This is a genomic window from Caproiciproducens puteiluti (assembly GCF_052442865.1).
Taxonomy (GTDB): domain Bacteria; phylum Bacillota; class Clostridia; order Oscillospirales; family Acutalibacteraceae; genus Caproiciproducens.
On record NZ_CP194790.1, the window covers coordinates 3,303,401 to 3,323,412 of the forward strand.

Genomic DNA, 20,012 nt, shown 5'->3' on the forward strand with positions numbered 1-20,012 from the left:
TGTTTGAGAAATATTAAAATGCCCCGTCCGTACAAAAATGCGGACGGGGCGTCGATATTTTTATCCTACATACGGCGAAGCTGCCTGTTCGCCCTGATTACCATGCAAACACCGGTCGCAAGCAATATCAGACAGACCGCCGAACCGGTGAGCGCGTTCATGAGTCGCCGGATACTCAGTTCAATATCGCTTCCGAAAGAGGCGAACATAGCGGTCTGCAGGGACAGCATGGCAACGAGCGCAGAGGCAAAACTAAAGGTTTTGATGGAGATAAGAACAGGGCTGTGTATTTTCCGCGTTCCGGCCATGTAGACAACGGCGCGGGTCAAACAGTAAAAGTCGTACAGGGCCACAGCGAAAACAAGCGTCCCATGATAGAAAAAGCCCTTTCCCTCTCGGACGATGAGGACGACTACTCCTTGTAATGCCGCAGTCATAACAATAAGCAGCACACCGCTGATACGGTAAGCCCTGAACTCATGACGGCGGCGGTCTCTTTCGTCGCTCAAAGCCGCGAGCCTGCGGTTATTGCGCAAAAGCAGGAATCGTGCGACACACAGAACAGCGTAATAGCCGGCGAGCACCATCAGCCATGTGGAAACGAAATACCAGCCTGCTACGGCTTTCATGAGCGCCAGCAGAATATCCGTGACAAGTGTCCCGTAAGTCATGGTGATCGTGCGAAAGGAATAATCCGCCATGAGCTTAGAGGTAAAGCCCGTCTTCTGCGCCGCGCTGTGCAGGCGCTCTTTCAGCGACGCGCTCCTGACCGCAAGGGTAATTGACCAAACCGCAAATGTGAGCGATACGGCGGCGCAAACGTAGACGATAGATACCGCGGCTTCAGGAAGGCCATGGTCATTCTCCCTGGCAACGATCACAAGGGCCGCCGCCGAGAAAACAACGGCGGCGACACTGGACGGCACGGCCCTGGGGTGAAAACCGGAGATCCATTTTTTCAGCTTCTTCACGGTTTTCTCACTCCCATTCCTGGATTTATCTTGACACAAAGTGCACGTTCTTTGAGCTGCGGCGTCATATCGCAGCAGCTGTCCACCATGATTTACACTTCACGTGCAGCAGCACCTCAAATCGTTATGATAAAACCTTTCCGCGCGGCAGAAATTATGAAAACTTTTCGGCGCTCGCTTTGCATCCTGTGCAGTGCCCGGAGCATTCCCACAGGTCATCCGCTACGGGCGCCCAATGTTCAGCGGGTGTTTTACACTTTTCGGAAAGGTCAAGCACATTTTCAGGGCTTTCCAGATCGGTGGAACGGGCGGCGGACGTTTCCACCATAGACGCCAGTGCACCGGGGTTATCCAGCAGAGGACAGGGACGCAAGTGGTTTTCATTGAAAGGCTGCCCTTTTCGATAGGCCATGAACAGGGGCGACCGCAGGGCTTCGAGCAGCGTTTTTTGATGGATATTTGAATCGGAATAATGGATAAACGCACAGGGTTCCATATCGCCGCCCGCGTTGATGTGGAAGTACCGCCTGCCGCCCGCGATGCATCCGCCGGCATATTCGCCGTCGTTCCAGAAATCCAGAGTAAAGATCGGCTTGGTTTCCCTGAATTTCCTCACCTGTTCGTACATAAACTTCCGCTGTTCGGCGCTGACCATCAATTCGGGCACGGCAGCTTCCCCGACGGGCATATATGTAAAGAACCAGCAGAATTTGGCTCCCCAGTCAATCATCTGGTCGAAGTATTCCTCGGAGCCGATCATCTGACAATTTTTGCTCGTGTAACAGCAGGAGATGCCGAAAGGCAGGCGTTTCGCTTTCAGGAGCGCCATAGCCTTTTCCACCTTTCTGAAAGTCCCTTCTCCGCGGCGGAAGTCGGTATCAGCTTCGAAGCCTTCGACGCTGATGGCGGGGATGAAGTTTTTAACCCGCAGCATATCGTCGGCAAAAGCCTCATCGATGAGAGTGCCGTTGGTGAAGGCGGTAAACTGGCAGTCGGGGTGCGCTTCGCAAAGACGGATGATGTCCGCTTTCCGCACCAGAGGCTCCCCTCCCGAGTACAGATAGAAATAAGTGCCGAGCTTCGTTCCCTGCCGGATAATGCTGTCGAGCGTTTCGTAGGACATATTCAGCTTGTTGCCGTATTCAGCCGCCCAACAGCCGGTGCAGTGCAGGTTGCAGGCAGAGGTCGGGTCCATCAGGATCGCCCATGGGATGTTGCATCCGTAATCCTCTGAAAGGGCCTCCTGCTTCGGGAAACCAAGCAGTGCGGCATTCAGCACAAAATTGTGGAACGTGGTTTTCAGGATGTCGTTGTCAATGTCCTTCCAGAGCTTCATGATAAACTGGTACCAGATGTTCTCCGGGTCATCCACAATTTTATGGATCGTTTCTTTCGGCCCGTCCGGGCCGGAAAAATCCTTTCCCCAACCAATGCGGTCGACCCATTCCAGAAGTTTCGGCAGGTTTTTTTCCGGATCGCCCGAAAGGTAGTTCATAGCCTGGTCCAATGCAAAGGACTCCGCTTTTTCTTTTAAATTCATAGTTTTATTCCCCCTTGAGTTTTAGTTGAATATTTGCGTAATATTTATTCCCGGCAGCTGCTCACTTTGAAAGTAAAGCGTTCGCTTTTTCGCATACCTCATAAATTGCATCATACTGATTTTCAATCATCGGAGTTACCTTAGCGGTCTTTTTCCGCTGAATGTTATGATAGCTAAAATACGGCAGAATCCAGCCGATGAAAGCAGGAATCGCCAGAATAATGCAGAGCGGCAGCATACCGGCAAGGTAAGCAAACACGGAGCCTGCCATGAATGCGGTTCCGAAAAGGCCGATGCTGAATGCGGCAATCATTGCTCCGGTGGTCTTGGAGCGCTCCAGAGCATCGATCTCGGCGGCGCAGGATTCAAACTGACGCTGAAGCCTTGTCAATTCCGCCTTATTGCGAATTTTGCGATCGCGCTTTAATTTCAGCGTAATGGCGGAAATCCCCTGCTGGGAAGGCGCAGTTCCATCGAGCTCCCAGCCAAAATTAGCATAACCGTCGGTATATACGGATTCCATGCCGCGGTTAACCGTGACCTCTTTGTACTCATAGCCGATAAAATTATTTTCGTTCTTTGTAATCTCAGACATCATCAACAGCTCCTTTTCTGATTTGTTTTTAAACTGACTCCAGCCATTTGACATGCTTATTTTACCTATGGAATGTTTGTGAATTGCTTAGATTTTCCCTTCGCTGCGCAGCCATTTCACGGTATCGGCAATCGTTTGGGAAAACGGCCGTGTGTGGAATCCGAGCTCTTTCTCCGCCTTCTCGGAAGAAAAGTCATTGTTGCGGATCAAATTGTAGAGTTCAAATTTCAGTGCTTCCATATTTTCTTTGTCTTCAGACCCAACGATACTGCTCTGCGATGCCTGCATCTGCTCAGGAGTCAGAATCGTCTCCACACGCTTCGCCCCGCTTGCCTCGCTGATCAGATCGAACATCTTTCGCATCGAGACCATCTCATTGCTCATGATGTATCCCTCGCCCTTCCGGCCTTTTTCCACACAGGCAATCACGCCGTCAGCAAGATCGCGAACATCCACGGAATTGAAGGTACCGTCCACACCCACGGGCATTTGCCCCTGACAATAGCGGATTAGAAAACTGGCAAACAGTCCGAAAGCGCTGTCGTCCGGACCACATATTCCGGAAGGATAGACAATGGAGGCATCCAAGCCCTTGCTGCGCACCGCTTCCAGAACATATTGGGTAGCGATTGCTTTTGTTTTCGCATAATAGCCGACTACCTGATCGGGAAAAAATTCTTCCGGTTCCCGGATGATCCGGCCTTTCGGCGCTTCAAGGATCGCCCCGGTGGAGCTTACATGCACCAGCTTTTTTACGTGATGGGCAACACATAAGTCAACAATATTTTCTGTTCCCGTGACATTGACATCATAAACTTTTGGGTTGGGCTTTGGAGACGTCGTCACGATGCTTGCGCAATGGATCACGACTGCATCGTGGCCTTCAGGTACCGCAAAGAAGGGTTTCAGTGAATCCAGGTCTGTCAGATCTCCAAAACACACCTCCGCCTCTTTCGGTACATATTTGACGGCAGGATCACCGTTCAGCACCAGCACCCGTGCCTTTTTCCCTTGCGAGACCAGTTTGTGAGAAATATTGTTGCCTAAAAATCCTGCTGCGCCTGTTAATAAATAGATTGTGTCTTTCATTTTGAGTTCCTTTCTGTTTCCTGTTTCTGAATTTTATATAATCTGCGGGCGTTGTCACAGCACCCTGAGATCTATCGAAAAAATTAGATGATCGTTTCCGGGGATTCCCTCGGACAATCAAAGCCGTAAATGCAATACAGATAAAACCTATGATCAGTTTTCCGAATATTGATAGATTACAAAACCATTTCATTTTTATCTCCGCTTCGCTTATATTTTTTTAGTATGTTGGGAGTGCAGCGCCAATTATTGCGAGCGTCTCAACGGATTGCAGCCGCTGGCGACGCAGCCGCCGTCACAAAGGATATCCGTACCGGTCAAATAACCGATACGCTCATCGGCAGCGGTGGCATAGAGCTGAGCGATTTCCTCTGGGTGCCCCAGGCGTTTGATAGCGTTGTATTTCATATATGTCATCGCCTCATCCTTTTCCAGCTCGCCCATCGGCGTTTCAAAATTACCGGGCGTAATGGAAAGAACGCGCACGCCCTTTTGCCCGAACCGCGCGGCATCGGTTTTGGCGAACCAGATCACGAAATTCTTGCTGATTCCGTATGCCACCCCGGCGCGGACCTTTCCGGGAAACAGATTGACACGGCGCATCATTTTCCTCATAAATTTGCCGCGATCAATCCGGCTGAGCTTGTAGCTTCGCCTTGGCATAATAAATTTTGGCGTAAGATAAGCGGACATGGAAGACGTGTCGATGACACACCCGCCGTCGTGCATCACCTCATAAAAGGCATCGTTGACATTGATGGTGCCGAGTGCATTCACTTCCATGATCTTCTGTGCATCGCCCATATGAGGGGACATTCCCGCCGCATGGATCACGATTTTCACTTCGCCCCGCGCAAGCGCCGTCTCTGCTAAGGACTGTGTGCTCCTGCGGTCGGAGATATCACAGCTAAAGGCTTCGGCTTCGATCCCAGAGGCCTGCAGTTCAGCAACGGCATTTTCTAGTTTCTTTGCAGTGCGGCCTGCCAGAATCATGTAGTAGCCCTGACTGCCTATGATTTTGGCGGTGGCAAAACCCATGCCGCTTCCGCCTCCCGTAATAACACACACTTTTTTCATGACGCTTTCCTTCCGATTTGAATTTTTATTTTCATGCTTCAGCCATTCGATGGTATCCGCGATAGAGTCAGCAAAAGACACGTATGAAAACCTCTTAATTCCGTTCGCCGTGGTTTATTTGACAGGTTTATCTTACTGGAGAAATGTTTATGAATTGCTTACGAAATGTTTGAGAAATATTAAAACAAAAAAACAGCCTTCCGAAGTGGAAAGCTGTTTTGTATTCCTCTTGAATCAATGTGTTTTTAATCTCACGATAAAGGCAGTCCCTTTTCCCGGCTCGCTTTTAGCCGTTATTGCGCCGCCCGACAGTTCGATTGCTTTAAGCGTCATGGCAAGCCCAAGGCCGTTGCCTTCCTGCGAATGGGAAGTATCGGCCTGATAGAATTTGTCAAAAATGTGTTCCATGGTTTCCTTGCTCATGCCGCAGCCGGTATCAGATATTGTGACCATTACAGTATCCTCATCCGAAGTCTGGGTCAGTGTCACCGTCCCGCCTGAATCTGTGAATTTCAGCGCGTTGGAAAGCAGGTTGTTCCATACGATCTCCATCATGCTTTCATCCGCGCGGATCACGGCGCGATCTTCGATATCCGCAATAAATTCAATATCCTTTTGTTCCCACAAATCTTCGAAAGCGAGAGCGCATTCGCTGAGCTGCCGGCACAGATCGTAAGGCTCGACGGAAGGCTTGATCTCCTGATTTTCCAGCTTGTTGAGCTTCAGAATATTGGTGACCAGCGCCGTGAGCTTCTGGGACGCCGTAATGATCGTAGCGGTGTATTCCTTGCGCTGCTCAGCCGACAGGTTCTCTTTTTGAAGCGCCATGGCGTAGCTCTGAATCACCGAAAGCGGCGTTTTGATCTCGTGGGACACATTGCCGATAAAATCGTCTTTCAGCGTCTCGATACTTCCCAGCTCTTCTACCATCTTATTAAAGTCCTCGAACATTACGTCCACATAGTCATGTTTGTCGGCTCTGTGGACCGGCTCCAGGTAAACCGAGAAGTCCCCCCCGGCCACATCTTTTGCCGCCTCACTGATCCTTCGCATTGGCCTGTCAAAGGCGCGGACCTTTTGGCGGGCGGTAACAAGACAAAAAATGGCGGTCACAATCGCCCAGTATCCAAGCATCCCCCAGATGAATTCCGGCGGCATGCTGCCATAATTCACATATTGATCGTAGATCATCCACTGTCCTGCGGAAAGAGTCAGCAGCACAAAATAGGTCAGCGCATATTCTTTCCACGTAAAGTGCTTTGCCTTGACCCGGCTGTCATCTTCAACCTGTTTCTTTTTCAAGACAACACCGCCTTATATCCCAATCCATGCACCGTAACGATTTTGAAATCCTCACAGGAAGAAAATTTGTCCCGCAGCTTTGTGACATACACGTCTACCGCGCGCAGACTGGTGTCACTGTCTACGCCCCAGAACTCGTCCATCAGCTGCGCACGGGAAAAGGTGTGCTTCGGATAGGAAAGCATTTTATACAGGATATTGAACTCCCGCAAAGTCACTGAAATTTCCTCACCGCTGACCTTCACCGTCATTTCGTCCGCATCCATGATAAGGCTCCCCACCGTCAGCTTCTTCTCATTGAAGATATTTGCACGGCGAAGCAAAGCACCAACCCGAAGAACAAGTTCGTCCATGTTGATGGGTTTTACCATATAATCGTCTACTCCGGCCCCGAAGCCCTTTCGCTTAGAGGACATATCGTCGCGGGCGGTCATAAACAGGATGGGAATCGTTTTATTGATTTCGCGTACCGTTTTAGCAAATTCAAAGCCGTCGATTTCAGGCATCATGATGTCAGAAATAATGAGATCATAAGGATTGTTATACATCAGGTCGTAAGCTTCCCTTGGATTCAGACAGCCCTTAGAGGCATATCCACTGTCATTCAGGGATGTGCACACAATCTGATTAAGTTTGATATCGTCTTCAACTACGAGGATATTAACCATGAAATCCCCCCTTTTTGTGTATTATACCAGATAATTGTTTAAGAATTGTTAAAGTAGATATCAACTTTCAAATTTTAATCACAGACCTTCGCTGCTCTTAGATATCAGTGCCGGAACCGCAGCAGAACGATACACAAAAAAGGCTTCCCACTGAAAAATCAGCAGGAAGCGGTTTTTGAAAAGAGAGGTCCCCAGGGTCTGGATTTATTCTTTGCCGGCTTGTTGGTTCATGGAATACTGGTCCCTCTGTCTTTATAGCTTGCTTCGGTATTTGTGATATGTTTTGGCAGCTATTCATAATTGGCTGTTGATTCCCAAATTCCCGGATATTGCTGTTGAAGCTGCCAAACTCAATCGGTGTCATCCCGCAGCGCGTCGATGATGTTTTCTTTCCTGATCTTGCCGACAGCATACGTCATGGTGACAAAGATGACAAGAAGCACGCTGAACACGCTGATTCCGATACTGGCCCACGGCAGCACAAACTTGATACCGTCCGCGCCGCCGATGAACATTCCCTTGTAGATCAGCCAGGAGAAAATGATTGCCAGGGGAAGCCCGACAAGCAGCGCCCTCACACCATAAAAGGCACACTCATAACGCATCATTTTATTGAAAGAACGTTCGGACATACCCACGGACTGGAGCATGGCAAGCTCCCGACGGCGCAGTCGGATGTTCGTGGAAATCGTGTTGAACACATTGGCAACCGCAATCAGCGAAATCATGACGATAAACGTATAGGCAAACACGTTGGAAATGAAGATATAGTTCCGGTTTTCATCCATCACTTCAGACGTATTCAGAAGCAGATACGCGGAGGTAATCCCCGCACCCTGTATCATCGTTTTCATTTCAGCAACAGACTGTGACGGGTTCTCAGACTGAAAAGTCAAGCCTTTGACTCTGACATCCACAGAGGCATCGGAAGGGGCAATTTTCTCCTTCAGCGACCAAGGCGCCATCACCTGAAAGAAGTATGTCTGCTGGTCGGAGACCGCTGTCGTCGGAGGGGTGTCCGGAGATACGACTTCCACACAGGTAATGCTCGCGCTTTGCCCATGTCCCCAATTCGGCTCGCCATTTGTTTCGGGAATCAGGGCAGCCTCCACAGAAGACCCCTTGAACATATTACGAAACTCACCGACTTCTTTTTCACCCTTCTTCTCATTGCTTCCGGTCTGTATTTTGGCAACAGCAATCATTTTTGCGTTTTCCCCGGTATAGTCCTCTGCGGACAAACCTGCGCTCCTGATGAGGTTCAGATAGGTGCTGTCATCAAGGAATTGGATTTCTATCGGCAGCTCTGCCGTTTCGTCCGGCGAAGATTCCCCTGCGGATTCCCAGTAATCGTCTGAGAGTTCTTTTGCCTGAACAACGCAGGAATACTTCATAGCAGCCTGATAGGAGCTTTGGGTAACACCTCCGGCGGTTTTCAGCCGATCATAAAGCCTAAGCATTTCGCCATCGTCCATATCCGTCGTTCCAAAACCGATGTCATAAGTGGTAAACGACAATGCCTGTGCCATTGTCTGTTTCAAATCTTTTACAAAAGCACTGGTCGATATAAACAGCACGACGCTTAAAACAAGTGACAGCACAATACTACGGTAACGTTTTTTGTTCCTCTTGAAATTCTTCAGCGCAAGAGTCCCCTCCAGACCGCATATGCGCTGCACCAGCTTTGATGTCTCTACGGCTCCCGCTTCCACCTTCACTTCGTTTGTCTGGCGGATACACTCCATCACCGGCGTATTGGCGGCTTTTTTTGCCGGGATATAGGCCGAAATCAAAATCGTAACCAGGCTGACCGCCGCTGCACCGGCGAGTGCGAGAGCCGACACATGAAGGGTCAAAGGAACACCGGAGTAGAGAATGCTCCCAAAGTTCCCCGCCACAACGAAAATCACAAGCTGAATACCGCCCAAGCCTGCGAGGATTCCGATTGGGATGCCGACCGCACCGATGCAGAGCCCCTCAAACAGCACCGAATGGCGCAGTTGCTTTGCCGTGGCCCCCACAGAGGCAAGAATCCCGATCTGCCGTGTACGCTCGTTCAATGAGATGCTGAAGGAATTGTGAATCAGAAAGACCGAGCCAATCATGATAATGGCAATTACGATGCCGCCCACTGCGTACAGAAGCGTGTTAAAAATCTTATCGGATGAATCGAGGCCCATGAAACGCAGCACATCATGATTCAGGATGTAAGCATGGCCCCCCGCCTCATCGCTCGCGTAGGAATGAACCCGGCGGGGATTCTTCAAAGTGACAAACAAGCTGAGATCGTCCGCCGTTTCTGCGGTATCCGACATTGTGATCAAGGTATAGCCCGGCGCGGAGTCCTCCTCAAAAACGGGCGTCCCACAAATTCCGACAACCGTGTAGGTTTTCTCGCCCTGTGATACAAGCGTTTCAGCCCCTGATGTGTATGGATCATTCTGACCGAGTTTCTTGTTTCCGTTCATGCGGCTTCCCACAGACAGGGAAACCGTATCGCCCACCGCATAGGAAACGCCGCCGTCTGTCGCAGTTTTTCCCGAAACAAGAATCTCGCCGCTGGTTTTCGGCAGCCTGCCGGAAAGCAAGGTCACGGGCAAGGCATCAAAGGTTTTCTTGCTGAATCCGGCGATAAAGAGATACGGTTTACTGGGGTTTTTCCCGCTGTCAAGCGCTGCATAGCCGACGTTTTCAAAGGTTACTGTTTTTGCAGCTTCCTTGTCGCCGGCCCGTTCCTTCACAAAGGAGGAACCAACATCCAGAAACGCGACGTGCCAATCGCCGTATTTTGCGGCTGCGCCCCCCGCCATATAGTCCAGCAGGGAAACGCCAAAGGTAGCGACCGCCATAATCATGGCAGCGGACAGAACAACACCGATAATTGTTACAAGCGTTCGTGTGCGGTTTTTCCGCAGGCTTTGCAGTGCGATTTTGTTAAAAATATTCATAACCGTGCCGCCTGCCTCTCATCCCGCACGACTTTTCCGTCTGCGATCGTAATAATACGGTCGGCCTGCAAAGCAATATTTTCATCGTGGGTGACGAGCAGCAGGGTCTGCCCATATTTTTGATTGCTTTCTTTCAGCAGCTTGATGATTTCCTGGCCGTTGCGGCTGTCCAGACTGCCGGTAGGCTCATCGGCCAGCATGACGGCCGGGGCGTTCATCAACGCGCGGCCGATGGCCACACGCTGCTGCTGACCGCCCGAAAGCTGATTGGGCAGATGCGTTTTGCGGTCTTGCAGCCCAAGCAGTTCCAGCAGATCGTTCAGCCGTTCCCCGTTGACCTTCCGCTTGTCCATCAGGATCGGCAGGGTGATGTTTTCCACCACATTCAGAGTGGGAATGAGGTTATGAAACTGGTAAATCAGTCCGACCTGCCGCCTGCGGAAGATGGCGAGTTTTTCATTGCTTTGGGCATACACATCCTCCCCGTCCAGATATACCTTTCCGCTTGTCGGCACGTCCACGCCGGCGATGATGTGAAGCAATGTGGATTTACCGGAGCCGGAGGAACCGATGATTGCGGTAAATTCCCCTTTTTCGATGGTAAGGGAAACATGGTCAAGCGCGGTAACCCGATTTTCGTCCTTGCCGTAGACCTTGCATAGGTCTTCAATTTTCAAAAACTCCATTATGTGAGGTTCCTTTCTCATGTTTTACCCATATAATAGAACTTTCAGCTTACATCTCGGTGACTTTCCGGTGAGAGATCCGTCACTTTGGGAAACGAATCGCAAATATTGCGCCGCCCTGCGGATGATTTTTGGCGGTAATCGTCCCGCCCTGCCGGGTGATAATCATCTTGCAGAGAGCGAGCCCAACCCCGTATCCCGTCGCGCCTGCATTCTTCCCGCGATAAAACCGGTGAAACAGGTTGGGTAAATCTTCTTTTTCAAAGCCAGCGCCGTTGTCGCGGACAGCAATCCCGGTAAACAGTAAATTGTCTTCACAAACAATCTCGATCTTCCCGTTATCGCCTGCGCTTTCCATACAATTTTTGAGGATGTTTTGAATTGCTTCCGAAAGCCAGCCGAAATCGCCCTGAATGACGATCCCCTTCGGCACGTCTGTTTGCAAAGCAATCCCGTGCAGTTCCATCGGAATCAAAAGCGGGTGAACTGCAGCACTTATCAAAGCGTTGATATCGATCTGCCCTCTTTGGAACACCACAATGCCCGCGTCCAGGCGCGATAATTTCAGCAGGGAGGTAAGCAGCCAATCCATCTGTACAAATAGTCCCTTCGTTTCCCGTATCAATGCTTTCCGTTCCTCTTCGTCAGGGTTATTCTCTAACAACGACAGAATGAGGTTTACGGATGTGAGCGGGGTGCGGAGCTGGTGAGCGATGTCGGCCAGCGAATCGGCAAGATGTTCTTTTTCTTTTTTCAATGCATCGTTTTGTTCCCGAATACGCAGCGTCATTTTAGTGATCTCGCTTTGCAGAATGGAAAGTTCCCCCTCATCCGATTCACCGATATACAAATGGTCCGCGTTATGAAGCACGAGATCGATTTGATCTGCGATCTGCGCAATGCTCCGATATCGGGCTTTGGTAAATGCGAAAAACACTGCGCCAAAAGCGGCGGCAGATGCAATGGCAAGGATCCCAGCCGCGGTATTGACTGCAAATCCCAGCAGCACGGCGGCGACAGCTATTAAGGAGAACAAAATAGCAAACTGCCGAAACTCTTTATTCCGAAGCATACCCGTCCCCCAATCGATATCCTGTCCCGCGAACGGTCAGAATGATTTGCGGGTTTGCCGGGTCGTGCTCGATCTTCTCCCGCAGGCGTTTGATGTACACCGTCAGCGTATTGTCATTGACAAACTCGCCCGCAGCATCCCACAATTCGTCAAGCAGCCTGTTCCTTGTGATAATCCTTTTGGGATTGTTAAGAAACACCAGCAGCAACCGGTATTCTAAAGCCGAAAGAAAAACCTCGACGCCGTCCTTTTTTACAACGCCGCTTGCCGTATCGACATGAAGCCCGGAAAGTTCAAAAGCCGATGGAGAACGTCCGCTTTTTCGCAGGGCGGTGCCAATTCTTGCGATCAGTTCACGGGGACGAAAAGGCTTGGTGATATAGTCGTCCGCACCCATGTTCAGCCCGGTAACAACACTCGCCTCATCGTCGGAAGCCGTCAGAAAAATCACAGGAACATCCTGCGCTTCTTTGATCTCCGTGCAAACCGTAAAGCCATTTCCGTCAGGCAAAGAAATATCGATCAGCGCCAGGTCAAATTTATTCCCGGCCAGTGCGGAAAGGGCTTCCCCCCGCGTAGAGGCGTAGGTGACTGTAAACCCCTCCGAGCGGAGCAAAAGTACAAGGTTCTTGGCGATTTCCTTATCATCCTCAACCAAAAATATCCGTTTCATTTATTTTCACCATTCTTTACTTTCCTGTTCCCTATCGTCCGCCGGCCGGTTTTTCACCGTCAGCCGGAGCAAACCGTGTTTCCAATTTTTCGCTGCTTTTTTGTTGTGATACAATCCATGCATACCACTCTATAGTTTTATTGTATTTCTTTTGATGGAAATATACAAGAGGTCCTGATTGCTGGCACACCTTCGTTTTCTGTCCGCGGCACGTTTGAGGGTAAGAAAAAATCAAGGAACCTGTCTTTCTAATGACAGATTCCTTGATTCGTTATTTTCACGCCGTCCGGCGCAGGATTCATCTTTTCCGGGATGGATGTTCAAGCTTCTGATAATATGTTCATTTACTCGTCCAGGATATTTCTACTGCGTCTGAGAGAAAGCAGCATTCCTGCGGGCGATATCACAAGTATTAAAGATTAATATTGTGGCGTTTGAGCATGTCCTCGATCACATGCATATCGGAATTGGATACTTCCTTGACAGGATGCCTCATCCAGCGGTCGCAAACGCCCGCAATTTCCATAACGCCCTTAATCTGAGAAATAACCATCGGATAAGGCAGAGAGTGGTAGAGCTCGTCAAAGAAAGAAACCAATCTCAGGAACTCTTCGCGTGCAGCGTCCAGTTTTCCGGCCTTGTAGCTGTTCCAAATGTCGGAGCACATTTCGGGACAAATATTTCCGGGGCCTCCCATGACAAAGCCGTCAACGCCGAGACACATTGCCGGGAAGAATTCAAATTCATCGCCGGAAACCATGATAAAATCATTCTTCGGATCGACCGCCTGCAGGATGCTTTGAATTTTGTCGGTTGTCGTGCTCTGCTTCAGCGCCTTGATGTTTGGAAGCTTTGCGAGCTCTGCCATCAGTTCTGGGCTGCAGTAATGATGATTCTCGGGACAGTTGTAAATCATGAATGGGATCTTTACGATTTCGCTCAGACGAACAAACAGGTCCTTCAGTTCTTCGTCTGTGAGGAAGAAGAAATCGGTCGGAGTAATCAGGGTCATATCCGCGCCGGCCGCCGCCGCATCGTCGCTGTACTCTTTAATAAGCTGAGTGCTGTCCCCCAGCGCGCCTGCAATCACGACCACATCGTCACCCGCGGCCTCGCGGACTACTTCGATGATTCTTCTGCGTTCGGCCTTATTAAAGGCACGAACCTCCCCGGAATAGCCAAGCGGAAGAAGGGTAGTGGCTCCCTTGCTTACCAGACGGGTTACAAGCCTCTTCATACCGGCTTCGTCAAAAGTTCCGTCTTTCTTTAATGGAGTAATAAGAGCAGGAGTAATCGTCTTTAAGGCCTCGACATAGTTTTTCATTTCATTTCCTCCTTTAATTATCAAAAAAGTATCAATTTATGTACTCAGCGCCGTTTATGTTTCCAAATAAAGTGATTAAAGATTTTTTACCTTGTTACGGACGGCTCCACCCGTTGAAAGCGGTTGAGGCTCAGCGGCCCCATCTCCATATCCGTCTTCTGTCCGCACACCATCTGACTGACCAGTTTGCCGCTGATCGGCGCAAACATGATGCCGTTACCGCCATGCCCGGCAGATACGAATACGCCGGGTACGTTTGTCCTGGACACAATCGGCTCGCCGTCCGGAGACTGCGGACGCAGGCCCGCATAACAGTGAATGACACTTACATCGGCGAACTTGGGAAAAAATCGGATAGCACGTTTAGCAATCGCCCTTGTCACAAGGTTGTTGCTTACCGTGTCGGTTGCGGCATACTTGCTGAAACCGACCAGACCATTGGTGCTGTTTGTCGGCTCAAACAGAAAACCAATGCCATACTTTTCCATGAACGGACTGACCTTTCGTTTATAGGTGTGATTTTCATTGCGGACGAGGTTGTATCCGAACTCCATGGTCTTGCGGCGCGTAATGTAAGCATCCCTCTCAATAACAAGCAGGTCGCCTTTCATGATATGGATCGGAAGATATATTCCGGCCTTTTCGGCTATGCTCTGCGACCAAATACCGCACGCAATGACAACATTGTCCGTAATGATTTCACCCTCATTTGTGATAACCTTGCAGACTCTGCCGTCAGCATTCTTCTCAAAGCCGGTCACCTCGGTATAGCGCATCAGTTCGCCGCCGCATTTTTCGATCTCACGGCCAAGGCCATAAGCGAGCTGCATGGGGTTGAGCGCACCACCGGCGGTAAATTCCAGCCCGCCCGGGATATCGGGGGCGGTATTCGGCTCGTCGTCATGAACTTCCTTCCGATCCATGAAGCGGACCTGGGAACCGGTAGCCTGCTTCGCTTTTGCAAGTTCCTTCGCAAATTCGACCTCTTCTTCGGTCTCCATCAGAAGCACGCAGCCCCGGTGTACCCATTCAAAATCACCGTCGATTTTCTTATCCATCTTGATAAACTCTTTGATGGTCGCCTCAGCAAACTCCGTCATGTATCCGGGAGGTACGTCGTTGATAAAGGAGTCACCGTCAGAGCGAGAAGTCGTTCCGCTTGCAAGGTCTCCGCGCTCAACGAGGATAACCTTCTGTCCGGCTTTCGCCAGATAGTAGGCGGCGCAGGTGCCCTGCATACCGCCTCCGATCACTACTACGTCAGCAGTTTTAGACATCATCGTCACCTCCGAGAATTTTCATAGTTACAGGCTTCATTGGCGGCCGCGCAGTATCGAGGGGGATATCAATACCTCTTTTGCCAGTCGCGTCGGAAAGCATCTTCGTTACAATCTTGGAGCAGGTCCTGCCCTGGCACAAACCCATACCGGCCCGGGTCCTCCGCTTTACGCCGGTAATGGATGCGGCACCCTCCGCGATCGCCTTGCGAATGTCGCCGACCGTGACTTCCTCGCAGCGGCATACGATCAGATCGTCCGGATCGTTTTCCTTATATACATAATCCTTACAGCAGCTGTGATCTGCCGGCTTCTCCATTCCAAGGCGAACCATACCTCTGACAACATCGGCAAATTCTTTGGGAATGGCAACTGTTACAACCGGAGTATGGTCGTTTCTTTCAGGATTCACCACACGCACGACGACCGCCTCGCATACGGGCTCGCCGGCGCGGTTTACCGCTGTGACCGTCTGCCCTTTTTCAGGGAGAGGAAGGTATTCGTGCGGGAAGCTTACTGTTGCCTGCGTTTCACTATAAGTCTTATCAACCACAAAGATGGCCAGGCCGGAGCACTGCGCTACACACATGCCGCAGCCAGTGCATTTTTCTTCCTCCAGCTGCGGGAGGTTGATAATCGGCTCGCCAACACAGATCGCGCCGAATTTGCATGCGCCTTCGCAGGGATTGCAGGGGATGGCCTGGATGCACTCAATAACCGCGACGGGTCCCTTCGCAAATCTTTCATCTGAAGGGATCCGGTTGAACTTTTTCAGTTCTTCCCAAGAGGGATAGCCGTTTTGCAAAATATTGTCGTTCATTCCGCTACCCCCCTTGCGATGATTCTTTCTTTTGCTTTCAGACGTCTTTCGCCGAATGGCCCAAGCCTTAAGGACTCAAGGCTTTTACGAATATCGTTTTTGCGTTGCTCCGCTTTCTCCCCGGAGATATATCCGAGGGCCTCGGCCATGGCAATACCCGCCAGACGGCCCTCGTCCATTGCCGTATTAGCCTCTTCAACGCCTGCTGTATCGCCGGCAACATATACCCCGTGAACGGAGGTTTCCATGTTTTCGTCATGCATCGGCATCCAACCGCCCATTTCAGGAATAAAGGCATGCTTCACGCCGTACATCTGGGCGATTTTGGCAAGCGGCCGCAGACCCGCGGCGATGCAGACGGTATCTACGTCGATGGTCTTCTCAGTACCGGGGATAATGTTCCATTGGTCATCCAATTGCCCGATGACCGCCGCGCAAACTTCCTGATTCTCACCCGCGACTGCGCGTACAATGGTATGCCTGAGGTAAAACGGGACTCCCGCCCGGCGGACTTTGGCAGCATGTACTCCGTAGCCGCCGATGTGATCGGCAGCCTCAACAATAGCGACCACGTCTGCGCCCGCCTGCATCAGCTGATAGCTGACGATCAAGCCGACATTTCCGGAACCGATCATCAGAACACGTTTTCCGGGAAGCACACGGTTGACATTTACCATAGTCTGGGCACAGCCCGCACCCATCACACCCGGGATAGTCCAGCCTTCAAAGTTAATGGCATTTTCCTGACCGCCTGTGCAAATCAGTATTTTATCAGCCTGAACAGTGACTATTTTCTTCCCTTCGGCAGTGGATCGAACAACCGACAGATTGTTTCCTTCATATAAGCCGATGACACTGCTGTTCAGCCAAACCTCAACACCCGCTTCTTCGGTTTCCTTCAGCAGCTTTTTGCCTATATCAATCCCTCTGATCCCTGCACTGTGTGCTTTAGAGCCAAAGAATTTATGAATCTGTTTAAACAACTGCCCCCCGGGACTTGCGTTTTCATCGATCAACAACACGTGGGCACCGGCTCTGGCAGCTTCGATCGAAGCCGCCAGGCCGGCCGGGCCACCGCCGATAATCGCTATTTCGCGTTTCTCCATCACGATTTCCCTTCCTTGTCCTTGTTTTGGGTCTCAATAACCATTCCCTCTTCAACCGGTGTGATGCAGGTACGCACATTCGGCAAACCATTGACAACCATAACGCAGTCGGTACATTGGCCGATCCCGCAAAATACGCCGCGGGGTTCATGGTTTTTGCCTGTGTAACGGTTGATGCGGATCCCCTGTGCCAGAAGCGCTGCGGCGATCATAGAATCTTTTTTCACGCTCAGCGGTTTCCCATCAACCGTAATGCTGACATACTTTTCATTGGTGTCTGTTCCTAAAATAGGGTGTTCCAAAATATTATTCATCATATTTCCTCCTTATCCCAGCATCCTGTTTCTCAATCCATACTGAACCCATTCTTCAGGGGATCTCTGGGATCTATAAAGAAATCCGTGCTTGCAGTAAAATAAGCCGATCCGGTAATCTCCGGGATCCCTGCGGGGAAATCTCCCACCTTGGCTTTTCCTACAATCTCCGCAGTGAAACAGGTCCCAATAATGCTCTCATGTACAAACGGGGTGTTCTCTTTAAGTTTGCCCTGGACAAACAGGCTGCCCACCCGGGCCGATGTACCCGTACCGCAGGGGGAACGGTCGACCGCCGTGGTATCCCCCTCCGTAAGGGGCATGATCACAACGACTTCCTTATTATCGGCGCCTTGAATATCCGGATCACCGACGATCATGACGCTGGTGATCCGGTTAATGAACGGCTTCTCGGGATGCTGAAAGCCGATCTCCCTGCTTGCCGCCGCATATACGAGATGGGCCTTCTCTACGATCTCCCTCAGATTCTTCGGAGAAATCTCCTCAATACCGATATCCTTTGCATTGACGACCGCATATGCGACGCCGCCGTAGTCGACTTCCACTCTTACCTTGCCGAGAGCTCCGATATCAATCTCCCTGGCGTCATACAGAAACGCCGGAATATTACGGAAAGTGACCTTTTCCACCTGGCGGTCCTTCACGAAAACCTTTGCAACGATCAAGCCCGCGGGCGTATCGAGTTTAACGGTCGTAACAGGTTCCGTCATCCTGACGATGCCTGTTTCCACCAGGACGGTGGAAATCGCAATGGTACTATGGCCGCACATGGTCAGATAGCCCGCAGCATCAAAATAGACGATGCCCATATCTGCTTCCGGATTGCAGGGCTCTGTGTAAATACAGCCGGACATTCCGTTGCGGCCCCTGGGCTCCATCATCGTAACTCTGCGCACCCAGTCCAGATGATCCATCACGTACTGCATTTTCTCACCCATCGTTTCCCCGGAAATGCGCGGAACGCCGGAAACAATATGTCTGGTGGGATTGCCCGCCGTGTGAGTTTCAATGACCTTAAGCATGCAACTTGTATTCAACTTAGCACCTTCTTTATTTATTTTCCCTATTTCCTTCGCGTTCGCCACTCACGGCCGGACACGTAAAACACTGTAAACCCGATCTATTTAACCGGCATCGTACACCGGCTGCGCCAAACGGGCTTTATGGGCAAATGACGTTGAGAAAGCCGAATGAATTGAATTAAAGTTCCGCACTGAGACGGGCATCCATTTCAGGGGAGAGAGATTCGTAACCATTTTCCGTAACAACAAATCCGCTCTCGATTCTGAGGCCATGATGCTCCGGATGTCCGAAGAGACTGATGTCGATGGAAATTGTCATACCAGGAACAAGAATATCTTCACTGTTAGGGCCAAAGAACGGACGCTCCGCCTCCATCAGCCCAATGGTGTGCATGAACGGGCATACGATGTAGTCGAACAGACCGTGTTTCTCATACAATTTACGGGCCGGAACATCAATTTCCTTTCCGCTGTTACCCGGTTTAATCATGTCCTTTGTAAGGCGGTAGGCTTCCCTGATGATATTCAGAATATCTTTCTGCGACTGGGTATAAACACCGTTGACCGGGAGCGTTTCGCCGAACACCCCGGCATAACCGTTGTAGCGGGGAGCCAAACCCAGCATTACGAGCTCGCCGTCCTGCATAACGCGGTTAGTGGCGGTCGGAACGACAGCGTTTGACTGGCTTCCGCTGCCCACCATGCACGCAAATGCGAAACCGTTTGCATTCATTTTACGGGAAACATATTCGCCTTCCGCCGCAATTTCTATTTCGGTCGCACCGGGGCGGACCTTGGCTGCCATTGCCTCGAAGGATGCATATGTAAAGGAAAACGCCTTCCGGATATTCTCAATTTCCCACGGCGATTTGACGTAGCGGAGCGCTTCATACTCATTCGTGATGTCGATCAGCTCGGCACCCTTGAAGCCCTGTTCGAACTGGGTATACAGAGCATGCGGAAAGTAGCTTGTTCCAACGATGCCGACTCTTCTGAAATGCAATCCCCGTTGCGCCATTTCTGCGGCAAGCGTCTCAAATGTGCTGATCGTCGCATTCGGATACTCCTCATCCGGGACCATAAAGGTAGAAAAGCAGCGTGTATCAGTGATAGCACTGCTCATCTTTGCAAAAGGTTCGCTTTCAGGACCGCCCAGAAGAAGCGGGTCGCCGTTTACGGGGAGGAGCACAGCACCTTTTTCAAACTGGGGGCACCAGCCAGTGAGATACCAGCCGTCTGCAATGTTGATCTCATCATAATAAATTAAAGCCGCATCAAGTTTCTTCTCTTGAAGGATTTTACGGATCTTTTCGATCCTGTTTTTAGTTTCTTCCATGTTGTAATATGACATATTTTATTCTCCTTCCAAATTTTATTTCTTCTCATATTACTTTGTATTCCATACACGCTGCATCATAATTTGCCTGCTGCTCCATAAGCAGGTCAAGATTACAATTTCCCGTGTAATCTTACCAACGGTATTTCTGCAAACGTTTTCAAAAAAATT

18 protein-coding genes are annotated in these 20,012 nt (G+C 50.4%); all 18 read right to left on the reverse strand.

All coding sequences use genetic code 11. The features are described from left to right. Positions 1 to 65: 65 nt before the first annotated feature. On the reverse strand, positions 66 to 971 hold the full coding sequence (locus ACRQU7_RS16015) for a hypothetical protein (protein ID WP_444641781.1): 906 nt from the start codon (positions 969 to 971) through the stop codon (positions 66 to 68). Between the two features lie 154 nt (positions 972 to 1,125). Next, positions 1,126 to 2,511, reverse strand: coding sequence for a radical SAM protein (locus ACRQU7_RS16020; RefSeq protein ID WP_444641783.1), 1,386 nt, complete (start codon positions 2,509 to 2,511; stop codon positions 1,126 to 1,128). A 61-nt stretch (positions 2,512 to 2,572) separates the two neighbouring features. Continuing rightward, positions 2,573 to 3,106 carry a hypothetical protein gene (locus ACRQU7_RS16025; RefSeq protein ID WP_444641785.1) on the reverse strand — a complete coding sequence of 178 codons (534 nt, stop codon included), beginning with the start codon at positions 3,104 to 3,106 and terminating at the stop codon, positions 2,573 to 2,575. A gap of 87 nt (positions 3,107 to 3,193) precedes the next feature. Beyond that, complete coding sequence (locus ACRQU7_RS16030) at positions 3,194 to 4,195, reverse strand: NAD-dependent epimerase/dehydratase family protein (RefSeq protein WP_444641787.1); 1,002 nt, start codon at positions 4,193 to 4,195, stop codon at positions 3,194 to 3,196. 246 nt (positions 4,196 to 4,441) lie between these two features. Then, complete coding sequence (locus ACRQU7_RS16035; RefSeq protein ID WP_444641789.1) at positions 4,442 to 5,272, reverse strand: SDR family NAD(P)-dependent oxidoreductase; 831 nt, start codon at positions 5,270 to 5,272, stop codon at positions 4,442 to 4,444. Between the two features lie 234 nt (positions 5,273 to 5,506). Further along, the gene (locus ACRQU7_RS16040; protein WP_444641791.1) at positions 5,507 to 6,574 is read right to left on the reverse strand and encodes a HAMP domain-containing sensor histidine kinase; all 1,068 of its coding nucleotides are present in this window, start codon (positions 6,572 to 6,574) and stop codon (positions 5,507 to 5,509) included. Continuing rightward, the gene (locus ACRQU7_RS16045; protein ID WP_038325739.1) at positions 6,571 to 7,242 is read right to left on the reverse strand and encodes a response regulator transcription factor; all 672 of its coding nucleotides are present in this window, start codon (positions 7,240 to 7,242) and stop codon (positions 6,571 to 6,573) included. Before ACRQU7_RS16045 ends, ACRQU7_RS16040 begins: the two co-directional genes overlap by 4 nt. Positions 7,243 to 7,592: 350 nt before the next feature. After that, on the reverse strand, positions 7,593 to 10,190 hold the full coding sequence (locus ACRQU7_RS16050) for an ABC transporter permease (protein WP_444641794.1): 2,598 nt from the start codon (positions 10,188 to 10,190) through the stop codon (positions 7,593 to 7,595). After that, positions 10,187 to 10,876, reverse strand: coding sequence for an ABC transporter ATP-binding protein (locus ACRQU7_RS16055; RefSeq protein WP_444641796.1), 690 nt, complete (start codon positions 10,874 to 10,876; stop codon positions 10,187 to 10,189). The genes ACRQU7_RS16050 and ACRQU7_RS16055 overlap by 4 nt, the downstream gene beginning before the upstream one ends. 82 nt (positions 10,877 to 10,958) lie before the next feature. Further along, positions 10,959 to 11,948: a sensor histidine kinase gene (locus ACRQU7_RS16060; protein ID WP_444641798.1), complete on the reverse strand. Its 990-nt coding sequence runs from the start codon at positions 11,946 to 11,948 to the stop codon at positions 10,959 to 10,961. Then, complete coding sequence (locus ACRQU7_RS16065; protein ID WP_444641800.1) at positions 11,935 to 12,621, reverse strand: response regulator transcription factor; 687 nt, start codon at positions 12,619 to 12,621, stop codon at positions 11,935 to 11,937. The genes ACRQU7_RS16060 and ACRQU7_RS16065 overlap by 14 nt, the downstream gene beginning before the upstream one ends. A gap of 412 nt (positions 12,622 to 13,033) precedes the next feature. Next, positions 13,034 to 13,945 carry a dihydrodipicolinate synthase family protein gene (locus tag ACRQU7_RS16070; protein WP_038325744.1) on the reverse strand — a complete coding sequence of 304 codons (912 nt, stop codon included), beginning with the start codon at positions 13,943 to 13,945 and terminating at the stop codon, positions 13,034 to 13,036. Positions 13,946 to 14,031: 86 nt separating this feature from the next. Beyond that, on the reverse strand, positions 14,032 to 15,222 hold the full coding sequence (locus ACRQU7_RS16075; RefSeq protein WP_444641803.1) for an NAD(P)/FAD-dependent oxidoreductase: 1,191 nt from the start codon (positions 15,220 to 15,222) through the stop codon (positions 14,032 to 14,034). After that, positions 15,215 to 16,042 carry a (2Fe-2S)-binding protein gene (locus tag ACRQU7_RS16080; RefSeq protein WP_444641805.1) on the reverse strand — a complete coding sequence of 276 codons (828 nt, stop codon included), beginning with the start codon at positions 16,040 to 16,042 and terminating at the stop codon, positions 15,215 to 15,217. Before ACRQU7_RS16080 ends, ACRQU7_RS16075 begins: the two co-directional genes overlap by 8 nt. Further along, positions 16,039 to 17,148, reverse strand: a complete 1,110-nt coding sequence (locus ACRQU7_RS16085) for an NAD(P)/FAD-dependent oxidoreductase (RefSeq protein WP_444641807.1) — start codon at positions 17,146 to 17,148, stop codon at positions 16,039 to 16,041. Before ACRQU7_RS16085 ends, ACRQU7_RS16080 begins: the two co-directional genes overlap by 4 nt. After that, on the reverse strand, positions 17,148 to 17,462 hold the full coding sequence (locus ACRQU7_RS16090) for a (2Fe-2S)-binding protein (RefSeq protein WP_444641809.1): 315 nt from the start codon (positions 17,460 to 17,462) through the stop codon (positions 17,148 to 17,150). The genes ACRQU7_RS16085 and ACRQU7_RS16090 overlap by 1 nt, the downstream gene beginning before the upstream one ends. Before the next feature lie 32 nt (positions 17,463 to 17,494). Beyond that, on the reverse strand, positions 17,495 to 18,520 hold the full coding sequence (locus ACRQU7_RS16095; RefSeq protein ID WP_444641811.1) for a proline racemase family protein: 1,026 nt from the start codon (positions 18,518 to 18,520) through the stop codon (positions 17,495 to 17,497). 163 nt (positions 18,521 to 18,683) lie between these two features. Continuing rightward, the gene (locus ACRQU7_RS16100) at positions 18,684 to 19,856 is read right to left on the reverse strand and encodes a M24 family metallopeptidase (protein ID WP_038325750.1); all 1,173 of its coding nucleotides are present in this window, start codon (positions 19,854 to 19,856) and stop codon (positions 18,684 to 18,686) included. Positions 19,857 to 20,012: the final 156 nt, after the last annotated feature.

Excerpts from the sequence above, each read along its gene's own strand:
- ACRQU7_RS16020 (WP_444641783.1), bottom strand. The coding sequence starts at position 2,511 with ATGAATTTAAAAGAAAAAGCGGAGTCCTTTGCATTGGACCAGGCTATG.
- ACRQU7_RS16025 (WP_444641785.1), bottom strand. The coding sequence starts at position 3,106 with ATGTCTGAGATTACAAAGAACGAAAATAATTTTATCGGCTATGAGTAC.
- ACRQU7_RS16030 (WP_444641787.1), bottom strand. The coding sequence starts at position 4,195 with ATGAAAGACACAATCTATTTATTAACAGGCGCAGCAGGATTTTTAGGC.
- ACRQU7_RS16035 (WP_444641789.1), bottom strand. The coding sequence starts at position 5,272 with ATGAAAAAAGTGTGTGTTATTACGGGAGGCGGAAGCGGCATGGGTTTT.
- ACRQU7_RS16045 (WP_038325739.1), bottom strand. The coding sequence starts at position 7,242 with ATGGTTAATATCCTCGTAGTTGAAGACGATATCAAACTTAATCAGATT.
- ACRQU7_RS16050 (WP_444641794.1), bottom strand. The coding sequence starts at position 10,190 with ATGAATATTTTTAACAAAATCGCACTGCAAAGCCTGCGGAAAAACCGC.
- ACRQU7_RS16055 (WP_444641796.1), bottom strand. The coding sequence starts at position 10,876 with ATGGAGTTTTTGAAAATTGAAGACCTATGCAAGGTCTACGGCAAGGAC.
- ACRQU7_RS16060 (WP_444641798.1), bottom strand. The coding sequence starts at position 11,948 with ATGCTTCGGAATAAAGAGTTTCGGCAGTTTGCTATTTTGTTCTCCTTA.
- ACRQU7_RS16065 (WP_444641800.1), bottom strand. The coding sequence starts at position 12,621 with ATGAAACGGATATTTTTGGTTGAGGATGATAAGGAAATCGCCAAGAAC.
- ACRQU7_RS16070 (WP_038325744.1), bottom strand. The coding sequence starts at position 13,945 with ATGAAAAACTATGTCGAGGCCTTAAAGACGATTACTCCTGCTCTTATT.
- ACRQU7_RS16075 (WP_444641803.1), bottom strand. The coding sequence starts at position 15,222 with ATGTCTAAAACTGCTGACGTAGTAGTGATCGGAGGCGGTATGCAGGGC.
- ACRQU7_RS16080 (WP_444641805.1), bottom strand. The coding sequence starts at position 16,042 with ATGAACGACAATATTTTGCAAAACGGCTATCCCTCTTGGGAAGAACTG.
- ACRQU7_RS16085 (WP_444641807.1), bottom strand. The coding sequence starts at position 17,148 with ATGGAGAAACGCGAAATAGCGATTATCGGCGGTGGCCCGGCCGGCCTG.
- ACRQU7_RS16090 (WP_444641809.1), bottom strand. The coding sequence starts at position 17,462 with ATGAATAATATTTTGGAACACCCTATTTTAGGAACAGACACCAATGAA.
- ACRQU7_RS16100 (WP_038325750.1), bottom strand. The coding sequence starts at position 19,856 with ATGTCATATTACAACATGGAAGAAACTAAAAACAGGATCGAAAAGATC.